This is a genomic window from Microvirga subterranea, from assembly GCF_003350535.1.
Taxonomy (GTDB): Bacteria; Pseudomonadota; Alphaproteobacteria; order Rhizobiales; family Beijerinckiaceae; genus Microvirga; species Microvirga subterranea.
The window spans coordinates 180905-201706 of the sequence record NZ_QQBB01000005.1; the positions used below are offsets into that span (position 1 = coordinate 180905).

The window sequence follows — 20802 nt, forward strand, 5'->3', positions numbered from 1 at the left end:
TGGCAGGCGCGGACCTTCACTCCGCGCCCATCACGAGGCCTTCGATGTCGTGCTTCTGGGTGACCGGCACGAGCTTCTCGACCACGCGGCAGACCAGATGGTCGCGCACGGATTGCGGCAGGGCGTCGTAGTAGTCCTGCGTGACCATCATGTCGTGGAGCGCCGCGTGGCCCGCGCCGGGCGCGTCGACGCCGAGCACCATCACGGGACGCGCGATGGGCGACGGATGGGCGGTGCCGCGGTGCACCGTCAGGGCAGAACGGCAGGAGATGTCGCCCATCTGCGGGTACTTGCGCACGCCGCGCTCGGCGAAGCGGGGCCAGAGCTCTTCAGCCGGGAACATCTCGTGCTTCCACTCGCGGCCGTCGTCCCACTGGGTGCCGGGCGCGACCTCGAAGGGGCCCATGTCGGAGGTCACGTCGACGCCCGTCAGGTTGAAGGCGAGCGACGTGATGCGGTGCTGCTCGTACGACTCGGGCGGGGAGGGGAAGTCCCGGTGCCAGGGCTGGTACTTGGCGCCCTGGAACGGCGTGTCGAAGCCGATCTCGACGATCTCGTATTTAGGGCCGCACACGGCCTCGCACATGGACACCACCCACGGATGGGTGACGAGGTCGACGAAGCCGCGGAAGTCCTGCGGGTGGATCTCCACGTACCAGCGCCGTGGGCCGCGGCCCACGGCGCCGCCGGGACGCTGGATCGCGTCCCAGAAGGCCGTCATCATGTCCTCGCGCATGGCCTCCGCCCATTCGCGCGAGAAGGCCCCTTTGAGGGCGGTGATGCCGTCGCGGTAGAGCGTCTCCACATGCTCGGTGACGTCATAGGGCAGCTTGTCGACATCGGCGGCGAACTTGGCCTGGGCAGTCATGGGTGTCTCCTTCCAGCGTGGTGGTGTTTGTCGTTGGCTCGGCCGACACGTCGACCGGCTTGCTTTGCGGCGGCGATGATCGGCACGAGGCCGGCCCGCCGCGATACGCAACTCGAAGACTCGCACATCCTCCCGGTCGGAGCGGCCCGCGGCCGCTCTCTCACGCCGGGCTCGGAATATCCTGAACCAGGCTGCTCCATGAGAAGGCCCGGTGAACCGGTTTCGACGTCGGACCATGGAAGATCCGCTCGGAGGCCCGCGCCACGACGGCTTCGAGGTCGGGGCAGGGCGCGCTTACGGACCGGCGCGGAACCAGCGGGCAGTCCATCTTGAGCTGGATCGGCCGCCTGCCGCCGCTCGCCACCGTGTCGATGAGGGTCTCGGCGGCCCAGCGGCCCATGTCGTAGTTGGGCAGGACGCAGGTGGAGAGGGCGGGCCGCGTGTAGCGCGCCAGCTCCTGGTCGTCGTAGCCCATGATCGAGATCTCACCCGGCACGTCAATGCCGAGCTCGGCCAGCGCCTCCATGGCGCCCACCGCCATGAGGTCGTTGGCGCAGAAGATCGCGGTGGGCGGCTGCCTGAGGCGCAGGAGCTCGTAGGTGCGGCGGTAGCCGGCGTCCGGCATCCAGTCGCCGTTGCGCACGAGTTCCGCATCGAAGGGAATGTCGGCGGTCGCAAGGGCCTGGCGGTAGCCTTTCAGGCGGTCGCGGGAGGCGTCCATCCAGGGCTCGCCGTTGATCAGGCCGATGCGGCGGTGGCCGTGCTGGAGCAGGAACTCGGTCGCCGTGAAGCCGCCAGCGATCTCGCTCGGAATGACGGAGGGTTGCCGGCGGTGCGCCGTGTAGCAGTTGAGGAGCACGGTCGGCACGTTGTCCAGCTCCGGCGGCAGCTCGACCTTGCGGGTGAAGATCGTCGAATAGATCACGCCGAGAAGCGCCGTGTCGGCGAGGCAGGCCCGCAGGGTCGCAGCTTCCAGCTCGCGGTTGGCCCGCGTCACGTGGACGGATATCAGGTGGCCGGCCTCCCAGGCGGCATCGCGCGCGCCGTCGACGCTGACGACCGGATGCGGGCTCGTGGAAATCTCGTCCACCAGATAGGCGATGATCTTGGGCTGCGCCTCGTCGCCGTCGAGGCGCCGGCGCGGCAGCCGGTAGCCGATGGCTTGCGCGGCCTCCAGCACGCGGCGGCGCGTGCTCTCGGCGATGCGCGCGCCCGACATGTTGTTGAGCACCAGCGACACGCTCGACTGCGACACGCCCGCGAGGCGCGCCACGTCGGTCATGGTCGGACGACGTCCGCCCTGGCGAGGCCTGCGCTCGCGCTTGGGATCGGGGCGGTCGTCCTGCCTCATGGTCACCTCTCAATTGCCCGTGACGGCAGATATATCATGACTTGACTAATAAAATTAGCAAGCGTTCAATCCTGCGTAGTGAGGTGACACAGAAGCACCCCTGTCAAAACCCGGAGGAATCGATGCTCAGAAGAACGTTTCTCATGCTCGCGGCCGGTGTCGCGACCCTTGGCGTCAGCGCCGCCGCCGTGTCGGCGCAGGAGCTTCCCAAGCTGAAGCAGAAGGACAAGTACAAGGTCGGCTTCGCGCAGACCGAGTCCAACAATCCTTGGCGCATCGCGCAGACCGAGAGCATGAAGGCGGAAGCCGCGAAGCTCGGCTATCAGCTCGTCTACACCGATGCCGCTGGCTCCGCCGCCAAGCAGGTCGCCGACGTCAACTCGATGATCGCTCAGGGCGTCGATCTCATCTTCCTCGCGCCGCGCGAGGAGAAGCCGCTGATCCCGGCCGTCATGGCCGCCAAGAAGGCCGGCATTCCGGTGATCCTGCTCGACCGCAACGTGGACCAAAGCCTCGCCAAGGCCGGTAAGGACTACGTGACCTTCATCGGCTCCGACTTCGTCGAGGAGGGCCGCCGCGCGGCGGAAGCGCTCGACAAGGCGACCAACGGCACCGCGAAGATCATCCAGCTCGAGGGCACCACCGGATCCTCGCCGGCCAACGACCGCCGCAAGGGCTTCGAGGACTACATCAAGAACAAGCCCGGCATGAAGATCATCGCGTCCCAGTCCGGCGACTTCGCCCGCGACAAGGGCCGCCAGGTCGCCGAGACGCTGCTGCAGGCCCACCCGGACGCGACCGCGATCTACGCCCACAACGACGAGATGGCGATCGGCGCGATCTCGGCGCTCGAAGCGGCCGGCAAGAAGCCCGGGCAGGACGTGCAGATCGTCTCGATCGACGGCACCCGCGATGCGCTCCAGGCGATCATCGACGGCAAGATGCTGGCGACGGTGGAGTGCAATCCGAAGTTCGGCCCGAAGGCCTTCGAGACCATGGCCCGCTACGCCAAGGGCGAGCAGATCGAGCCGTGGGTGGTGAACACCGACCGCTTCTTCGACAAGTCGAACGCCAAGCAGCTCATCGCCGACGCCTATTGATCCGCGACGGCGCCGCTCCACGACGGGGCGGCGCCGCATTGCTGGCCGGGCTCCTCTCAGCCTCGATAGGCGGGTGACGCGTCATGACCCTGCTTCTCTCCATGCGCGAGATCGACAAGCGCTTCGCGGGCGTGCCGGCGCTCGCCTCCGCTTCGCTCGAGGTCGAGCCGGGCGAGGTCCATGCGCTCATCGGGCAGAACGGCGCCGGCAAGTCGACCATGATCAAGATCCTGACCGGCTACTACGCCAAGGATGCCGGCGAGATCCTGTTCGACGGAACGCCGGTGGAGTTCTCCTCGCCGCAGGAGGCGCAGCGCTCCGGCATCAGCACGATTTACCAGGAGATCAACCTCGTTCCCTATCGGTCCGTGACCGAGAACATCTGCCTCGGCCGCGAACGGCGCCGTTTCGGGCTCCTCGACTGGTCCGCCATGCATGCGGAGGCGCAAGCCCTGCTGTCGCGCTTCAACATCCATATCGACGTGCGCCGGTCGCTGATGACCTATCCGACCGCGATCCAGCAGATGGTCGCCATCGCGCGGGCGATCGGCTTCGAGGCCAAGCTCGTGATCATGGACGAGCCGACCTCCTCCCTCGACGAGAAGGAAGTCGAGGTCCTGTTCGACGTGATCCGCCAGCTGAAGGCCGCCGGCGTCTCGGTCATCTTCGTGAGCCACAAGCTCGACGAGCTCTACGCGGTGTGCGACCGGGTCACGGTCATGCGCGACGGACGCACCGTTCGCGTCGCCCGGATGAGCGAGCTTTCCAAGCTCGATCTCGTCACCGCCATGCTCGGGCGGGAACTCAGCCGCGTGCTGCACGACGAGGGCGCCCACCATGCGCAGGCGGCGTCGCGCGAGGCCCTCCTGACCGTGGAGCATCTGGCCGTCGGCCGCAGGGTCCGCGACGTGAGCTTCGACATCCGTCCCGGCGAAATCGTGGGGCTGGCCGGACTCCTGGGCTCGGGCCGCACGGAGACCGCGCGCGTGGTCTTCGGCGCCGACCGCGCGGAGGCCGGACGCGTCGCCTTCGGCGACATCGCCGAGCCTGCGGCAGAGCCGGCGGAGGCGATCCGGGCCGGCATGGGCTTCTGCTCGGAGGACCGCAAGTTCGAGGGCATCATCCCCGACATGTCCGTGCGCGAGAACCTGACGCTGGCGCTCATGCCGCAGCTCGCCCGGCGCGGCGTCGTCGACGAGGCGCGCAGCCGCGAGATCGTGGACCGCTTCATCCAGCGCCTCGGCATCCGCTGTGCCGGCCCGGAGCAGCCCATCCGCGAATTGTCCGGCGGCAACCAGCAGAAGGTCCTGCTCGCCCGCTGGCTCTGTATGAACCCGCGCCTGCTGATCCTCGACGAGCCGACCCGCGGCATCGACGTGGGCGCGAAGGCGGAGATCCTGAGCCTCGTGCGGGAGCTGGCGGGGCAGGGGCTCGGGGTGCTGATGATCTCGTCGGAGCTGGAGGAGGTGGTGGAGGCCGCGAGCCGCATCTTCGTCCTGCGCGACGGCCGCAGCGTCGCGGAGCTCGACGGCGATGAGGTGAGCGAGGAGGCCGTCATGGCCGCCATGGCGCACGGGCACGAGCCGGTTCAGGAGGGGGCCGATGGCTGACACCGCCACGACGCATCCGCCGGCCCCGGCCCGCAGCACGGCGCGGCCGGACCTGCGCATGTTCCTGACCCGTCACGGCGCCTGGGTGGCGCTGGCGCTGCTCGTCCTGTTCAACCTCGCGGTCACGCCGAACTTCGCCACCTGGCAGACGCTCAACGTCAATCTCACCCAGGTCTGCGCCATCGTGATCGTCGCCGTCGGCATGACCCTGGTGATCGCCACCGGCGGCATCGATCTCTCGGTCGGCTCCCTCATGGCCATCGCCGGCGCGCTGGCGCCGCTCATCTTCATGGGCAAGCTGTTTCCCCTGCCGCACCTTTATGTCGGCATCGCGCTCGCCTTCGTGGTGCCGGTCCTGGTGGCAGGCGCCTTCGGCTGGTTCAACGGCTTCCTCATTACGCGCCTGCGCATCCAGCCGATCATCGCGACGCTCGTGCTCTTCATCGCCGGACGGGGCATCGCCCAGGTGATGACGAACGGCAACCTTCAGGTCTTCAAGGTTCCGGAGTTCCAGTATATCGGCCTCGGCCGCCTGTTCGGCGTTCCGTTCCAGGCGCTGCTGATGCTCGTCATCGTGCTCGCGGCCGCCTGGATGCTCCGGCGCACGGTGTTCGGGCGCCAGATCCTCGCGGTCGGCGGCAACGAGCGCGCGGCGCGGCTTTCGGGCATTCCGGTCGTGTCGGTGAAGCGGCGCGTCTATCTCATCAGCGGGCTCCTGTCGGGCATCGCCGGGCTCATCGTGATCGCGCGCAACTCGGCCGCGGACGCGAACCTCGTCGGGCTCGGCATGGAGCTCGACGCCATCGCGGCCGTCGCGGTCGGCGGAACCCTGCTCACCGGCGGGCGCGCCACCATCATCGGCACGCTTGTCGGCGCGCTCATCATCCAGCTCGTGCGCTACACGCTGCTGGCCAACGGCGTGCCGGATGCCGCGGCCCTCATCGCCAAGGCGGCGATCATCGTGCTGGCGGTCTGGCTGCAGCGGCAGGCGAGGAGCTGACGACGATGGGACGTCTCGACACCGCACGGCTCGTCCGCGCCATCGGCCGCTACGGCGTGCTGCTCGCTCTCGTCGTGCTGATCCTGTTCGGCTGGCTGCGCTACGAGAACTTCCTCGGCAGCTACAACGTGCTCTCGGTGCTGCGCTACAACAGCATGTTCGCCCTCGTGGCGCTCGGCATGTGCTTCGTGATCATCACCGGCGGGATCGACCTCTCGGTCGGCTCGACGGCGGCCTTGGGCAGCGTGGTGGCGGCGCTCCTGTCGCCCTACGGCGTTCTTCCGGGCCTGCTCGGCGGGCTCGCGGCGGGCTTCGCGGTCGGGGCGATCAACGCCTTCGTGATCATCCGCCTCAATATCCTGCCCTTCATCGCCACGCTCGCCACCATGCTGGCCGCGAGCGGCTGCGCGCTGCTGCTCGCCAACAACCAGTCGGTCTCGGTCTCCTACGAATCGGGCTTCACCGAGCTGGGGCAGGGCGACTTCCTGGGCTTCCCGATCCCGGCCTGGATCGGCCTCGTCGCCTACCTGGCCGGCTCCCTCGTCCTCAACCTCACCGCCTTCGGGCGCACGGTGCTGGCGGTCGGCGGCAACGAGGACGCCACGCGCCTCATGGGCCTGCCGACGACCCGCGTGAAGGCGGCGGTCTACATCCTGAGCGGAGCGCTCGCCGGGCTCGCGGGCGTGATCCTGGCGGCGCAGTTCGGCGCGGGCCAGCCCATCGAGGGCGTCGGCTGGGAGCTCTTCGCCATCGCGTCCGTGGTCGTGGGCGGCACGCTGCTCACCGGCGGCGTCGGCTCGGTGGGCTCGACGCTGGCCGGCGTGCTCCTTCTCGGGCTGATCTTCAACATCCTCAATTTCGAGAACGGCCTCGGCTGGATCAGCCTGTCGGCCTATTGGCAATCGGTGATCCGCGGCGCGCTGCTTCTCGTCGTGGTGGCGATCCAGGCGCGCCTCGTCGCCCGGTCCGACGACGTGCATGCCTGACGAGTTCCGTTGCATTGGGCGCCGATGCGGCTCATCCTTGGGCGATGTTCCATATCCGTCTCGCGAATCCCGGGGAGCGGGCGGCGGTCGAGGCCGTCGTCGAATCCGCCTACGCGCCCTACGTCGCGCGCCTCGGCCGCAAGCCCGGTCCGATGCTCGAGGATTACGGGGCGCTGATCGCCGGCCGGGACGTGCATGTCCTGCTGGATGAAAGCCGCGTCGTCGGCATCCTGGTGCTGATTCCCGAAAAGCACGAGATGCTGCTCGACAACGTCGCCGTGCTGCCGGCGAGCCAGGGGCGGGGATATGGGCGCGCCCTGATCGCCTTCGCCGAGGAGGCCGCGCGGGCGAGGGGCCTGCATGCGATCCGGCTCTACACCAACGAGGCCATGACGGAGAACATCGCCTTCTACCGGCGGCTGGGTTTCGTCGAAACCCACCGGGCCGAGGAGAAGGGGTTCAGGCGGGTCTACATGGCCAAGCCGCTGGATGCGGCCCGATCCTGAGGCCCTTGTCCCATTCTCGGTTCAGGCATTCCGCCCGGTGATCCGCGCTCCCTACAGCGCTTTGGCCGGGGCTTCCGCCTCGCGGGGGAACCGGATGCGGCAGATCACGCCGCCGTGGCAGAAATCCCGGTGGAACGAACCGTTGAGCTCGCGCACGATCGTCGCCTCGATCAGGCGGGAGCCGAATCCGATCCGCTCGCCCGGAAGGATGGGGCTGCGGCCCGTCTCCCGCCATTCGATCGCAATGCAGTCCTGGCTGCCATGGGGCTCCACGCTCCAGCGGACGTCGAGCCGGCCGCCGGGATGGGAGAGGGACCCGTATTTCACGCAGTTGGTCGCAAGCTCGTGCACGGTCAGCGCCAGGGCCATGACCTCGCGCCCGGTCAGGAAGACGCTCGGGCCATGGAGCGACGACGAGCCCTCGTGCTGGACTGCGCTCAGTTCCGACCGGAGGAGGTCCTCCAGCTCGGCACCTTCCCAGCGCGTTCGGGTGAGCAGGTCGTGCGTGGCGCTCATGGACGCGAGCCTGGCCTCGAAACGGGCGGTGAAGTCCTGCAGGTCTTCCGCCTCGCGTACGGTCTGCCGCGCCACGGCCTGAACCCGCGCGATGGCGTTCTTGATGCGATGCTTCATCTCCTGCAGGAGGAGGGTCTTCTCGCGGTCGGCCTGGCGCATGGCTCGGGCCTGCCGCTCGGCGGCGGTGCGCGCCAGCGCCTGCTGATAGGTTAGGAAGGAGAGCGCGAGCACGAGCATCACCCCGAGGCCGGCCACCGGAACGAGCAGGAAGCCGCCGGAGGACTGGCTCGAATAGCCGGGTGCGGTTCTGTGCTCGACGATCCAGGTGCGGCCCGCCACCTCCAGCGGGCGCACCGCCGTGAAGGCGGCATCGGCGTCCTCGGGGTTGCCGCTGCGGGCCGAGGAGAACAGCAGCCGCTCGGGCGCGACGGTTCCGTCGTAGACCCGGATCGAAACCCGGGGGGCGAGGTCGCGCACGGCCGCTTCGAAGAAGTTGCGCGCCCGGAACGGCGCATAGGCGAAACCCATCAGCGCCTCCCGCCGCGCCTCCAGGTCGTCGAGGCTGGCTCCCTCAGCGTAGACCGGCAGGTAGATCAGGAAGCCGGGCTGCTTGTCGGCATCGATCTCCTGGACGAGCTCGACGATGCCGCTGAGGGCCGGCACCAGGCTGTTGCGGGCGCGCGCCATCGCCTCACGACGGGTCGGCTCCGTGTACATGTCGTAGCCCAGCGCCACCTGGTTGCGATGGTCCATGGGCTCGAGGAGCACGATCGGGAAGGCCTCGGGCTGGCCGACACGCGGCCAGACCTTGAATTCCGGCCCGTGGATCGCCCGATAGGTGCGCTCCGCCTCGTCCAGGGTCGGCCCCTCGAGCCGGCGCGCGAAGCCGATCCCCTGAACCCCCTGGAACCGGTCGGCGACGTCGAGCTGCCTGATGAACGACGCGTAGCTCGCGCGGGTCACCGGCTGCGGCATCGTCGCGACGAACCCGGCGACGCTGTAGATCAGGGACAGGTGGGCGTCGACCTGACGGGAGATCCGGGCCTCGACCCCTCTGACGAGAGCCTCGAACCGCGCCTGCTCCGCCTCCTGCACGGCCTGCCGCAGGAGACCGACCACGACCCCGACTGTCAGCAGTCCTACGAAGAGCACGACCGCAGGCCACAGCAGGGCGGAGCGGCGCACCTTCGCAGAACGACGGACCCCGCTCTCGTGATGGGCAGGCGCGTCAAGCATCGGCAAAGGCTGCGATCATGAAGGTCCCTGTCCGAGGGCTGAGGCTACAAGTTGCGGAGCCACCGGTATAGACATGTTTGCAGTCAACGCGATAGATCCGGCATTGTTACGGGCACTCATTCCCTTGGGTTCTCGTGGTCGCTCCGCAGCCGGTCGGCCATGCAACCCTTGATGGCGGGCACCGCCGGGGCGTCCAATCCATCTGGCGGATCATCATTTCCTTGCGGCCCTGGCCCATTCGGAGCACCTTGTCGCCCGCATCCGACGAATCGTCCAATAGAGCGAAAGTTCATGTCCCACCTCGACCAAGTCCTCTCGAAGATCGACGCCGACCTCGACGGTTCCCTGGAGCGCCTGTTCCAGTGGCTCAAGGTTCCGTCGATCTCCACCGATCCCGCCTTCAAGGAGCATTGCCGCAAGGCCGGCCAGTGGCTCGTGGACGAGCTGAAGGGAATCGGCGTCGATGCCTCGCTTCGCGAGACCGGCGGGCATCCGGCCGTGGTCGGCCACGCCAAGGACGGGCAGGGCAAGCCGCACGTGCTGTTCTACGGCCATTACGACGTGCAGCCGGTTGACCCGCTCGACCTTTGGGACACGCCGCCCTTCGAGCCGAAGCTCGCGACCCTGCCGGACGGCCGAAAGGTCATCAGCGCCCGCGGCGCCGCCGACGACAAGGGCCAGGTGCTCACCTTCGTGGAGGCCTGCCGGGCCTGGAAGGCCGTGACCGGCTCCTTGCCCATCAACATCACCTTCCTGGTCGAGGGCGCCGAGGAGGACGGCTCGAAGTTCCTGCCTGAGTTCATCGCGGCCAACAAGGACGAGCTGAAGGCGGACGTGGCGCTGGTCTGCGACACGGGCATGTGGGACCAGGACACGCCCGCGATCACGTCGTCGCTGCGCGGCATGGTCTACGAGGAGGTGATCGTGCGCTGCGCCGATCGCGATCTCCATTCGGGCCAGTTCGGCGGCGCGGCCCGCAACCCGATCCATGTGCTGTCGAAGATCATCGCGGCGATCCACGACGAGAACGGCCGGATCACCATCAAAGACTTCTACGACGGCGTGCACGAGACGCCGACGCAGGTCCTGGAGCAGTGGAAGAAACTGAACCTCACCGAGGAGGAGTTCCTCGGCCAGATCGGCTTGAAGGAATCTGCCGGCGAGAAGGGCCGCATGCTCATCGAGCAGATCCAGTCGCGCCCCACCTGCGACGTGAACGGCATCATCGGCGGCTATACGGGCGAGGGCACCAAGACGGTGATCGCGGCGGAAGCGCGCTGCAAGGTCTCGTTCCGCCTCGTGGGCGATCAGGACCCGGAGAAGATTTCCGCCAACTTCCAGGCCTTCGTGCGCGAGCGCATTCCGTCAGATTGCTCGGTGGAGTTCATCAAGCACAAGGGCTCCCGCGCGCTGGCCCTGCCGCACGATTTCGCGGCCCTCACCGCCGCGAAGGCTGCGCTCCACGATGAATGGAAGAAGGACCCGATCGTCATCGGCATGGGCGGCTCGATCCCGGTCGGCGGCGACTTCAAGCGCACGCTGGGCCTCGACACGCTCTTCGTCGGCTTCGGCCTCGACGACGACCGCATCCACTCGCCGAATGAGAAGTACGACGTGAAGAGCTTCCACAAGGGCACACGCTCCTGGGCCAGGATCCTCGCGGCTTTGGCGAAGTAAGCGTCAGAGCAGCCCGTCGAGGGACGACACCACGGCGCGGGGCGGAAGCTCCGCGTATTCGTCCGGCAGACCGAGGCGATTGACCCAGACCGGCGCGAATCCGAAGGCGGCCGCCCCCGCGATGTCCCAGCGGTTCGACGACACGAACACCACCTCCGCGGCCGTCACCGAAAGGGCGTCGAGCACAAGATCATAGGTGCGCGGGCTCGTCTTGAACACGCCCGCCGCATCGACCGACAGCACCGGGTCGAGAAGGCTGCCGAGCCCCGCCGAGGTCACGGCCGCATGCAGCATCGCCGGATCGCCGTTCGACAGGATGCCGGTGCGAAGGCCGCGCGCCCGCAGGGCTTCCAGGGTGGGGCGCACCTCCGCGTAGGCGTCGAGGCTGCGATAGGCGTCGAGCAGGAGGGGACGCAAAGCCCGGTCCACCCCCGGATGGCGGGCGAGCGCGTGGTCGAGGGCCTTTTCCGTCAGCCGCCAGAACGGCTCGTAGCGGCCTGCGAGCGACAGGACCCAGGAATATTCGAGCTGCTTCGCCCGCCAGATCTCGGACAGGCGCGCCGCGTCGGGTCCGACGCTGGCCGCATGGCGCGCCACTGCGGAATGGACATCGAAGAGGGTGCCATAGGCGTCGAAGATGACGGCCTTGGCAGCAGGCGGAATGATCGATGAAGCTGGCATGGCCTGAGCTTTGCACCGGCTGATCCTGGAGACAACAGGGCAATTGATCAGCCGCCCTCATGGGTTCCATCACAAGTCTTCATGCCTCATGGGAGAGCCGGGCGATTGACGGGAGGTCACCCAGGGGATTCGATAGGGCGCACCTTTACAGGCTAGGGAAACAACACAGTGGCTTGGTATTCGCATACGTGGAACTGGTTCAACGGGGAATGGCATGAGGGCAATCCGCCGCTCATCGGGCCCCGGTCGCATGTATCCTGGCTCGGTTCCTCCGTGTTCGACGGCGCCCGCGTCTTCGAGGGCGTGATGCCCGACATCGACCTCCACTGCGCCCGCGTGAACCGCTCCGCCAAGACCATCGGCCTCGAGCCCACCATGGCGCCGGACGCCATCGTCGAGCTCGTCCGCGAGGGCGTGAAGAAGTTCGCGCCCGGCACGGCGCTCTACGTGAAGCCCATGTACTGGGGCGAGGCCGAGGGCATCGCCACCATCGCGCCGGATCCGGCCTCCACCCAGTTCTGCCTGTCGCTCTTCGAGGCGCCCATGCCGGTGCCGGGCGGCCTTTCGGTCATGAAGTCGAGCTTCCGCCGCCCGACGCTCGAATCCATGCCGACGGACTCCAAGGCCGGGGCCCTCTACCCCAACAATGCCCGCGTCATCCGCGAGGCGCGGGAGAAGGGCTTCGACAACGCGCTCGTGTGCGACGCGCTCGGCAACATCGCCGAGACGGGCACGTCGAACGTGTTCATGGCCAAGGACGGGGTCGTCTATACGCCGTATCCGAACGGCACCTTCCTCAACGGGATCACCCGCCAGCGCGTGATCCGGCTCCTGCGCGACGACGGCGTCGAGGTGGTCGAGGGCACCCTGCGCTACGAGGACTTCGCGGCTGCCGACGAGATCTTCATCTCGGGCAACTATTCCAAGGTCATGCCCGTGCTGCGCATCGATTCCCGCGACCTCCAGCCCGGCCCGTTCTACCGCCGCGCCCGCGAGCTCTACTGGGCCTACGCGCACGGCAAGAGCGTCAGCAAGGCGGCGTGAGGCCGCCTGTTCTTCCCTCCCCCTTGCGGGGAGGGACCGACTTATCAACGAAGTTGTGAAGCGGCTTCCTCGGCGCTTCGCCCCACGAATGCCCTAGATGGCTTCATCGTGTGCCTTCGAGCCTGCGATGGAGCCCTTCGATGCGCCTTGTCCTCACAAGCCTTCTCGCCCTCGGCCTCATGACGGCCTCCGTCCGGGCGGAGCCGGTCGATCTGGAACTGGTCTTCGCGGCGGACGGGTCCGGCTCCATCGACGACGAGGAACTGCGGCTCCAGCGCCAGGGCTGGGCCGACGCTCTCACCAGCAAGGACGTGCTCGACGGGGTCAAGGACGGGCCGCTGGGCGCCATCGCGGTTGCCTTCATGGAATGGGGTGGTCCGAGCTCGCAGGTGCTCATCGTCGATTGGCACGTGATCCGCGACGCCGCGAGCGCGAAGGTCTTCGCCGACAAGCTGGTCAGCGCGCCGCGCGGGGCCTACGGCTACAATTCCATCTCCAACGCGATCGACTTCTCCGTGCGCCTCGTGGAGACGAACGCCCATGAGGGCACGCGCAAGGTGATCGACGTGTCGGGTGACGGGCCCAACATGAACGGCCGCTCGCTTGAAGCCGCTCGCGGCGACGCTCTCGCCAAGGGCTTCACCATCAACGCGCTCGCGATCCGCCGTCCCGGCAGCGGCCGTCCAGGCGGCCCCGGCGGCATGCCGCTCGAGGACTATTACGGCCAGAACGTCATCGGCGGCCCCGGCTCCTTCGTGGAGATCGCCGACGAGAAACGGCCCTTCGCCGTGGCGGCGCGGCGCAAGCTCCTCACCGAGATCGCCGGCACCGGCGGCGCGACGAGGCATGCCAGCCGGTAGGGGCGCGCACCGGCACAGGATGGGCGCAGATTCCTCAGGTCGATGATAAGCTTCGCCCATGACGAATCTCGAAGACTGGATCATCGATCAGGGGCTGCGCGGAGCCGACGTTGCGTCCCTGCTGGCAGGATTTTCCGAGCGGCTGGTCGCGGAGGGGATCCCGCTGGCGCGGGCCTATATCGCTCTCCCGACCGTGAACCCGACGGTGCGGGTGTTCAACCACACCTGGACCCGCGCGGCCGGCATCGTGGTCGAGGGCGTCTCCCACGAGCGCAACGAGAACGCCTTCGAGGCCAGTCCCTTCGGGTTCATGCTGCGCAACGGCGTCACCGAGCGCCACTGGCGCTTCGACGGGGAGGAGAGCGAGACCTTCAGCATCTTCGAAGATGTCGGACGTGAGGGCGGCAAGGACTATCTCGCCCGCCTGATCCGGTTCGAAAACGCCACCGCGCCGGACCTGCGCGGCATCGCGGCCGCCTTCTCGGCGGACCGGGAGGGCGGCTTTGTGTCGAAGGAGGTCGAGCGGATCGATCTGCTCCTGCCGCTCCTCGCGCTCGCCGCCTACCGCATGACCCTGCTCGACCTCACGGTCGCGATGCTCGACACCTATGTGGGCCTCTCGGCGGGCCGGCGGGTCCTGAGCGGAGAGATCCGCCGCGGCACCGGCGCGCCCCTCACGGCGGCCCTGTTCTTCGCGGATCTGCGCGGCTTCACGGCCATGGTCGACAAGGCCGACGCGTCGATCATCGCGCGGCTCGACGAGCATCTCGAAGCCATGGCCGACCCGGTGGCGGAGGAGGGCGGCGAGGTGCTGAAGTTCATGGGCGACGGCGTGCTGGCTGCGTTCCCGATCTCGAAGGAGAGGCCGCAGGAGGCGGCCTGCGCGGCGGCCCTGCGCGCCGCCTGCGCTGCGCTCCGGCGCAACGAGGCGGTGAACGAACGCCATGGGGGCGAGGCGCTCAGCCTCGACGTCGCCCTTCACTACGGCAAGGTCTACTACGGCAATATCGGGGCTGCGGGCCGGCTCGACTTCACGGTGATCGGCCCGGTCGTGAACGAGGCGAGCCGCATGGAGGCGCTCTGCCAGGAGCTCGGCTACCCGCTCGTGATGTCCGGGCCCGTCGCGTCCGCGTGCTCCGTGCCGGTGCGCTCGCTGGGCCTTCACCGGCTGCGCGGCATCGCCCGCAAGCGCGAGCTCTTCACGCTCGAATCCTTCAGCGACGCTGAAGCCTGACCCCCAGCGCCCTCAGCATGACCAGCAGCGCCGCGCCGTAAACAAGCGCGCCGCCCGTGCTGAGGAGGCCGAGCAGGATCTGGTTGCGCCAGGCGGGAAGCGTGCTGGTCCAGGCCGCGAGCGGCGACGGCGCGAACCACGCAAAGGCCCCGAGCAGCAGGCTCGCGACGACGACCGCCGCGAGCGTGCGCCCGAGGCCGCCGTTCGGCGCCATCCAGTCCCGGCGCCAGGCGAGGAACACGAGAAGGCCGAAATTGATCCAGATGCCGACGGCTGTGCCGAGCGCCAGGCCGACCACGCCGAGGCGGTCCATGAGCAGGATCTTCGTCGCCACGTTGACGGCGACCGCCGAAAGGGACGCGATGAGCGGCGTCACCGTGTCGGAGCGCGAGTAGAAGCTCGCCACCGCCGAACGGATCAGCACGGCAGGCGGCAGCGCCAGCGCATAGGCCGCCAGCACCGCGCCGGAGCGCGCCGCCGCCGAGGCGTCGAAGGCGCCGCGCTGGAACAGGGCCGACATGATCAGCTCGGGCAACGTGATGAACGCCACCAGGAAGGGCGCCGCGAGCGCCACCGTCATGCCCATGGCCCGGTTCTGCGCCGCATGCGCGCCCGCCACGTCGCCGGTGGCGATGCGGCGGCTCATCTCGGGCAGCACCACCGTGCCGGCCGCGATGCCGATCACACCGAGAGGCAGCTGATACAGGCGGTCCGCATAGTAGAGCGACGCGACCGCGCCGGTCGGCAGGAACGATGCGATGATCGTGTCGGCGAACATGGCGAGCTGCACCCCCGCCGACCCGATCACGGCCGGGCCCAGGGTCTTGAAGAACTTCGTCATGGCCGGATCGAGGCGCGGGGTCTCGATGCCCGGCGTCACCTTGATGCGCCGTGCGGCGAACCAGACGAGCGCCAGCTCCATCACGCCCGCCGCCGCCACGCCCCAGGCGGCCGCATGGCCTGCGCTCGGGAACAGGAACGTGAGGCCGAGCGCCGCCACGATGGCCACGTTGAGCAGGACCGGCGCGGCAGCCGCCGCCGCGAACTTCTCGTGGGCGTTGAGAATGCCGGAGAGGATCGTCACCAGGGTGATGAAGAGGAGATACGGAAAGGTGATCCGCGTCAGCGTCACGGCAAGGTCGAACTTCGCGGGATCCTCCGAGAAGCCGGGCGCCAACATCGTCACGACCACGGGCATGCCGATGAAGGCCGCGATCAGCACCAGGACCTGCACGATCAGCATCAGGGTGGTGATGCGGCTCGCGAACGACCGGGCGGGCGCGATGCCGTCCTTCTCCAGCACCTGGGCATAGGTCGGCAGGAACGCGCTGTTGAACGCTCCCTCGCTGAAGATGGCGCGGAAGTGGTTCGGGATGCGAAGCGCCACCAGGAACGCGTCCGCCACGAAGCCCGCGCCCATCACGGCGGCGATCACCACGTCGCGGATGAAGCCGGTGAGGCGGGAGACGAGCGTCCATCCGCCCACGGAAAGAATTTTTCTGAACATGGATCAGGCCCGGCGGTAGCGGAAATCGTCCGACACGAGGCTCGTGCTGACCTCCGCGGCGCCGCCGATGCGCTCCGCCACGACGTAGAGCGGGCGACGCTTCACCTCGGCGAAGATGCGGCCTACGTACTCGCCGATGATGCCGAGCGACATGAGCTGGATGCCGGAGAAGAACATCACCGACACGATGAGGCTCGGGAAGCCCGGAAGGTCGGTGCCGAAGAGCAGCGTGCGCACCATGAAGTAGATGGCGGTGGCGATCGACATGAACGAAATCACGAAGCCCAGATAGGTCCAGACCCGCAGCGGCGCCGTCGAGAAGGCGGCAATGCCGTCGAAGGCGAAGCGGAAGAGCTTGCGGAAGCTCCATTTCGTGGTGCCGAAGCGTCGCTCCTCGACCACGAAGGGCACGCCCGTGTCCTTGAAGCCGATCCAGGCATAGAGGCCCTTCGAGAAGCGCGCCTTCTCGCCAAGCGCCCGCAGCACCTCGACGCCCTTGCGGTCGATGAGGCGGAAGTCGCCGGCGCCCGGCGGCAGCTCGATCTCGCCGAAGCGCGCGAAGAGGCGGTAGAACAGATGCGCGAAGCCGCGCTTGACCCGGGTCTCGTCCGAGCGGTCGGTGCGCTGGCCGTAGACCATGTCGTAGCCTTCCTTCCAGCGTTCCACGAAGGTCTCGATCATCTCGGGGGGATGCTGCAGGTCCGCGTCCATGATCACGACCGCTTCCCCACGGGCATGGTCGAGGCCGGCCGCGATGGCGGTCTCCTTGCCGAAGTTCCGGCTGAAGGACACGGCGCCGATGCGCGGCTCCGTCCGGCTGACCGCCCTGATCCGTTCCAGCGTGTCGTCGCGGCTGCCGTCATCCACGAAGATGACCTCCCACATCGACGTGATCCGGTTGAGGACCGGCAGGAGACGTTCGCACAGGGGCGCGATGTTGGCGCTCTCGTTGTGGACGGGAATGATGACGCTGAGCTTGGGCGACGCCACGCAATGATCCTTCGTTGTCGCGCGCATTGAGAGACGAGTTTGCGGCTTTGCTCAAGAGGGATAGCGCATCGTGCGGAAAAGTGGACCCGGTTTTCCGCTCGAACGATGCGCCCATTTGTCGGGTGAGCATCGGATAAATTCCAAAAGTGGTCTCCACTTTTGGGTCCGATGCTCTACGGTGCGGCAAAGCTGAATTTGGGGATATCCATGGTGTCGAAGCGTTCCGTCGTGCTCTGCGCCGATGATTTCGGCCTCACCGACGGGGTCAGCCGGGGCATCCTGGAACTCGCCGAAGCGGGACGACTCTCCGCCACCGGCGCCATGACCAACATGCCGGGCTGGCGGCGCAATGCTCCGGGATTGCGGCCACTCGAAGGCAGGATCGGCGTCGGCCTGCACCTGAACCTCACGACGGGAGCGCCCCTCGGACCCGTGCCTGGTTTCGCGGACGAGGCATTCCCGCCTCTCAAGGAAGTGCTGCGCCGTACCTTGGCGCGGCGGCTCGCCCCCGATGCGATCCGCGGCGAGATCGCCCGCCAGCTCGACGCCTTCGAGGAGGTCCGCGGCGCCCCGCCGGATTTCGTCGACGGGCACCAGCACGTCCACGTGCTGCCGGTCGTCCGGCAGGCGCTTCTGGCCGAGCTGAAGGGCAGGGGCTATGCGGGCCGCCTGTGGCTGCGCGACCCCTCCGACCGGATCGGCGCGATCCGCAGGCGCCGGATCGGCCGCGGCAAGGCCCTCGTCGTAAAGGCGCTCGCCCGCGGCTTCCGTCGCAGCGCCCACAGGGCCGGGTTCGCGACGAACGACGGCTTTTCCGGCTTTGCGCCGTTCGACCTGTCGGTGCAGGCCGGTGTCATCTTCGCGGATGCCCTGACGGCCCTCGGGTCGCACCCGGTCGTCATGTGCCACCCCGGCCACGTGGACGAGGAACTCCGCAGCCTCGATCCGGCGGTGGAAAGCCGGGAGGCGGAGCTGGCCTATCTGGCGTCGGATGCGTTTGGGGCGGTGCTGGAGGAGAGGGAAGTGAAGCTGGCGCCTCATCCTCACGCTGCCTCATCCTGAGGAGCGGCGAAGCCGCGTCTCGAAGGATAATCCAGAGAGCGCTGGAAACGCCCTCGTGCTTCGAGACGGACCTAACGGTCCTCCTCAGCATGAGGGCTTCGGGGGATACGCCACGGACGAACATGGCCGGGACGAGCCCGGCCATGACGCAAAAATCGGTCGCAGCTCGGATTACCGCGTGGCGGTCTCGAACATCTCCTCGACGTGCTCCCAGTTCACCAGGTTGTCGAGGAAGGCCTTGAGGTAGTCGGGACGGCGGTTGCGGTAGTCGATGTAGTAGGAGTGCTCCCACACGTCGCAGCCCAGGATCGGCTGGGCGCCGTGCACGAGCGGGTTCTCCCCGTTGGGGGTCTTCATGACGGTGATCTTGCCGTCCTTGACCGCGAGCCAAGCCCAGCCGGAGCCGAACTGGCCGACGCCGGCCTGGATGAAGTCCTCCTTCATCTTGTCGACGGAGCCGAGGTCCTCGACGATCTTCTTCTCGAGCTTGCCGGGAAGCGCGCCGCCGCCATTGGGCTTCATCCACATCCAGAAGTGGATGTGGTTGTAGTGCTGGCCGGCATTGTTGAAGAGCGCCTGGTTCTTCCCGTAGGAGCCCTTCACGACCTCCTCTACGCTCTTGCCCTCGAACTCCGTGCCCTTGAGCAGGTTGTTGCCGGTGTTCACGTAGGCGGCATGATGCTTGTCGTGGTGAAACTCGAGCGTCTCCTTCGACATGTAGGGCTGCAGCGCATCGTAGGCATAGGGAAGTTCGGGCAGGGTGAACGACATCGGCGTCTCCTTTGGGTTGAGCGACCTGAGGACATTCCAGGGACGCGGAATGATCCCTCGTCTTCTCGTGCCGCATTATCTCGACGAACCGGTTCGCGATCGTCGAAGAATGCTCCGGGGCTTAGTTAAAGCGCCACAGGCCCAAGAGCAACGGCCAAGCTACCGACTTTTTTCCGGCCAAGCTTCCCATGATATTGCCTTTGGCCTATAGAGCCATAGCTTTGCCTTGGGATTAGCTTACGTTGCGTAATGGAGACCGCATGAACATCGCCCTTTTCGCCATCGCTGCTGCGATGATTGTTGGCGGATTGCTGGCGACGTTTCTCGGATGGGACATTGTTCTGGTCGAGCGCGGCTGGACCATGGTGATCGCCGGCAGCGTCTTCGCTGCGAGCGGCGCGCTGCTGCTCGGAATCGCGGCGGCCGTTTCCCGCCTCACGCAGATCCAGGCGGAGCTCAACCGTCTTCACGCGAGCCTCAGCGAGGAGGAGACGCTGACCCGCCAGCCTGCGCCGGACCTGTCGAGCGCCGCGCTCGCCGGCGGCCTTCTCGGCGGCGCGGCCGGAGCCGGCGCGGCGACCTTGGCGGAACCCGAGCAGCCTCCGCTTCCGCTCTTTCCCGAAGCCGCCGCGCCCGAGCATGAGCGCGAGGAGCCGGAAACGCTTCGCCGCGAGGAGCCGGCGCCCGAGCCCGTCGTGCCGCCGGAGCCGAGGATCTATCCCGAGCCGGTTCGCGAAGCGGAGCAGGCCCGCGAAGAGGAAGAGGCGCCCGAGGTCCGCCTGCCGGATTTCCTGATCGCCGGCCGCTATCGCGAGACCCGCGAGGAGATCGAGGAAAGCGAGATCGACGAGGGCCTCTACGCGCCCGGCCCGATCGACGAGAAGGTCGACCTCGCGGCGACGCCTGCGGAGTCCGGCCCGGTTGCTGGCACCGAGGAGGAGGAGCCGCGCGGCGAGGAGCTTCGCGAGCCCGAGACGCCGCCCGAGCCGATCGTCGAACCTGCCGAGGAGCGGGAGCCCGAGCAGGAGCCCGAGGCTTCGCCGGAGCCGGAAAGGGCCGAGGAGCCGACGACGGCCAGAGCGGTCATCGGCACCTACAATTCCGGCGACAACCATTACGTGATGTATTCCGACGGCTCGATCGAGGCCGAGACGCCTCAGGGCCTGTTCCACTTCAACTCGCTAGACGAGCTGAAGGAGTTCATCGCGTCCGGCGGCGAGAGCAACCAGGGATCGTCGGCTACTTGATCAGCGCCGACAGGGCGCGGAACTCGTCGGTGCCCGCCTTTTCCAGCCACTCGAACAGGACCATCTCGGTCGTCACCCAGTGACATCCGGCATGAAGAAGCCGTGCGCAGGCCGCGCTGACGCTCGCGGGCGCGCGGCTCGACACCGCATCGGCCACCACGAAGACGTTCAATCCGGCCGCCCTGAGCCCGAGCGCCGTCTGCAGCACGCACACATGGGACTCGACCCCGCAGAGCACCGCCTGGTCCCTGCCTTCGCCGCGTAGTCCGGCCACCCGCTCCATCGTGGCGGCATCGCGTGCGGCGGAGAACGCCGTCTTGGGCAGCACGACGGGATCGGAGGGGCGTGCCGCCTCCAGGATCTCCGGAACCGTGGGGCCGAGGCCCTTCGGATACTGCTCGGTGACCGTCACGGGCACGCCGAGGCGCTGGGCCGCCGCGAGCAGGATCTTGGCGCGGGGCACGATCTGGTCCCCGTCATGGATCGCCGGCATGAGGCGCGCCTGCATGTCGACGACCATCAGGTGGGAGCGGGCGGCGTTCAGCAGCATGGCGGC

At 67.8% G+C, this 20802-nt stretch carries 19 protein-coding genes; 11 read left to right on the forward strand and 8 right to left on the reverse strand.

Features of this window, described 5'->3' with window-relative positions; all coding sequences use genetic code 11:
* Nucleotides 1-16: 16 nt before the first annotated feature.
* Nucleotides 17-868, reverse strand: coding sequence for a phytanoyl-CoA dioxygenase family protein (locus tag DES45_RS14130; RefSeq protein WP_114770668.1), 852 nt, complete (start codon nucleotides 866-868; stop codon nucleotides 17-19).
* A 160-nt stretch (nucleotides 869-1028) separates the two neighbouring features.
* Nucleotides 1029-2219 carry a LacI family DNA-binding transcriptional regulator gene (locus DES45_RS14135; RefSeq protein ID WP_245571719.1) on the reverse strand — a complete coding sequence of 397 codons (1191 nt, stop codon included), beginning with the start codon at nucleotides 2217-2219 and terminating at the stop codon, nucleotides 1029-1031.
* 122 nt (nucleotides 2220-2341) lie between these two features.
* Here DES45_RS14135 and DES45_RS14140 point away from each other — a divergent pair, with 122 nt between their 5' ends.
* From DES45_RS14140 to DES45_RS14160, 5 genes are all read left to right on the forward strand, one after another.
* The gene (locus DES45_RS14140) at nucleotides 2342-3319 is read left to right on the forward strand and encodes an ABC transporter substrate-binding protein (protein WP_114770669.1); all 978 of its coding nucleotides are present in this window, start codon (nucleotides 2342-2344) and stop codon (nucleotides 3317-3319) included.
* 83 nt (nucleotides 3320-3402) lie between these two features.
* Nucleotides 3403-4929, forward strand: coding sequence for a sugar ABC transporter ATP-binding protein (locus DES45_RS14145; RefSeq protein ID WP_114770670.1), 1527 nt, complete (start codon nucleotides 3403-3405; stop codon nucleotides 4927-4929).
* A complete protein-coding gene (locus DES45_RS14150) occupies nucleotides 4922-5929 on the forward strand; it encodes an ABC transporter permease (protein ID WP_114770671.1) in 1008 nt (335 codons plus the stop codon). The genes DES45_RS14145 and DES45_RS14150 overlap by 8 nt, the downstream gene beginning before the upstream one ends.
* A 5-nt stretch (nucleotides 5930-5934) precedes the next feature.
* Nucleotides 5935-6915, forward strand: coding sequence for an ABC transporter permease (locus DES45_RS14155; RefSeq protein ID WP_114770672.1), 981 nt, complete (start codon nucleotides 5935-5937; stop codon nucleotides 6913-6915).
* 44 nt (nucleotides 6916-6959) lie between these two features.
* The gene (locus DES45_RS14160; protein ID WP_114770907.1) at nucleotides 6960-7421 is read left to right on the forward strand and encodes a GNAT family N-acetyltransferase; all 462 of its coding nucleotides are present in this window, start codon (nucleotides 6960-6962) and stop codon (nucleotides 7419-7421) included.
* 51 nt (nucleotides 7422-7472) lie between these two features.
* Here DES45_RS14160 and DES45_RS14165 read toward each other — a convergent pair whose 3' ends face one another.
* Nucleotides 7473-9173 carry a CHASE domain-containing protein gene (locus DES45_RS14165; protein WP_114770673.1) on the reverse strand — a complete coding sequence of 567 codons (1701 nt, stop codon included), beginning with the start codon at nucleotides 9171-9173 and terminating at the stop codon, nucleotides 7473-7475.
* A 291-nt stretch (nucleotides 9174-9464) separates the two neighbouring features.
* Here DES45_RS14165 and DES45_RS14170 point away from each other — a divergent pair, with 291 nt between their 5' ends.
* A complete protein-coding gene (locus tag DES45_RS14170) occupies nucleotides 9465-10850 on the forward strand; it encodes a M20/M25/M40 family metallo-hydrolase (RefSeq protein WP_114770674.1) in 1386 nt (461 codons plus the stop codon).
* Nucleotides 10851-10853: 3 nt separating this feature from the next.
* On the opposite strand, the gene DES45_RS14175 is transcribed toward DES45_RS14170, so the two are convergent.
* The gene (locus tag DES45_RS14175) at nucleotides 10854-11531 is read right to left on the reverse strand and encodes a haloacid dehalogenase type II (RefSeq protein ID WP_114770675.1); all 678 of its coding nucleotides are present in this window, start codon (nucleotides 11529-11531) and stop codon (nucleotides 10854-10856) included.
* Nucleotides 11532-11699: 168 nt separating this feature from the next.
* Here DES45_RS14175 and DES45_RS14180 point away from each other — a divergent pair, with 168 nt between their 5' ends.
* The 3 genes from DES45_RS14180 to DES45_RS14190 all read left to right on the forward strand — a co-directional run bounded on the left by DES45_RS14180 (nucleotide 11700) and on the right by DES45_RS14190 (nucleotide 14669).
* A complete protein-coding gene (locus tag DES45_RS14180; RefSeq protein WP_114770676.1) occupies nucleotides 11700-12575 on the forward strand; it encodes a branched-chain amino acid aminotransferase in 876 nt (291 codons plus the stop codon).
* Between the two features lie 140 nt (nucleotides 12576-12715).
* Complete coding sequence (locus DES45_RS14185) at nucleotides 12716-13435, forward strand: DUF1194 domain-containing protein (RefSeq protein ID WP_114770677.1); 720 nt, start codon at nucleotides 12716-12718, stop codon at nucleotides 13433-13435.
* A 58-nt stretch (nucleotides 13436-13493) separates the two neighbouring features.
* Entirely contained in the window at nucleotides 13494-14669 is a 1176-nt protein-coding gene (locus DES45_RS14190; protein ID WP_114770678.1) for an adenylate/guanylate cyclase domain-containing protein, read from the forward strand.
* On the opposite strand, the gene murJ is transcribed toward DES45_RS14190, so the two are convergent.
* On the reverse strand, nucleotides 14650-16176 hold the full coding sequence (gene murJ, locus DES45_RS14195; RefSeq protein WP_114770679.1) for a murein biosynthesis integral membrane protein MurJ: 1527 nt from the start codon (nucleotides 16174-16176) through the stop codon (nucleotides 14650-14652). The genes DES45_RS14190 and murJ overlap by 20 nt on opposite strands.
* A gap of 3 nt (nucleotides 16177-16179) precedes the next feature.
* On the reverse strand, nucleotides 16180-17166 hold the full coding sequence (locus DES45_RS14200) for a glycosyltransferase family 2 protein (protein WP_245571720.1): 987 nt from the start codon (nucleotides 17164-17166) through the stop codon (nucleotides 16180-16182).
* A 207-nt stretch (nucleotides 17167-17373) separates the two neighbouring features.
* Here DES45_RS14200 and DES45_RS14205 point away from each other — a divergent pair, with 207 nt between their 5' ends.
* Complete coding sequence (locus DES45_RS14205; protein WP_114770908.1) at nucleotides 17374-18228, forward strand: ChbG/HpnK family deacetylase; 855 nt, start codon at nucleotides 17374-17376, stop codon at nucleotides 18226-18228.
* A 171-nt stretch (nucleotides 18229-18399) separates the two neighbouring features.
* Here DES45_RS14205 and DES45_RS14210 read toward each other — a convergent pair whose 3' ends face one another.
* Nucleotides 18400-18999: a superoxide dismutase gene (locus DES45_RS14210; protein WP_114770681.1), complete on the reverse strand. Its 600-nt coding sequence runs from the start codon at nucleotides 18997-18999 to the stop codon at nucleotides 18400-18402.
* A 260-nt stretch (nucleotides 19000-19259) separates the two neighbouring features.
* On the opposite strand from DES45_RS14210, the gene DES45_RS14215 reads away from it, so the two are divergent.
* Nucleotides 19260-20246: a hypothetical protein gene (locus DES45_RS14215; protein ID WP_114770682.1), complete on the forward strand. Its 987-nt coding sequence runs from the start codon at nucleotides 19260-19262 to the stop codon at nucleotides 20244-20246.
* Here DES45_RS14215 and DES45_RS14220 read toward each other — a convergent pair.
* Nucleotides 20239-20796, reverse strand: a complete 558-nt coding sequence (locus DES45_RS14220) for a hydrolase (protein WP_114770683.1) — start codon at nucleotides 20794-20796, stop codon at nucleotides 20239-20241. The genes DES45_RS14215 and DES45_RS14220 overlap by 8 nt on opposite strands.
* Nucleotides 20797-20802 lie beyond the last annotated feature (6 nt).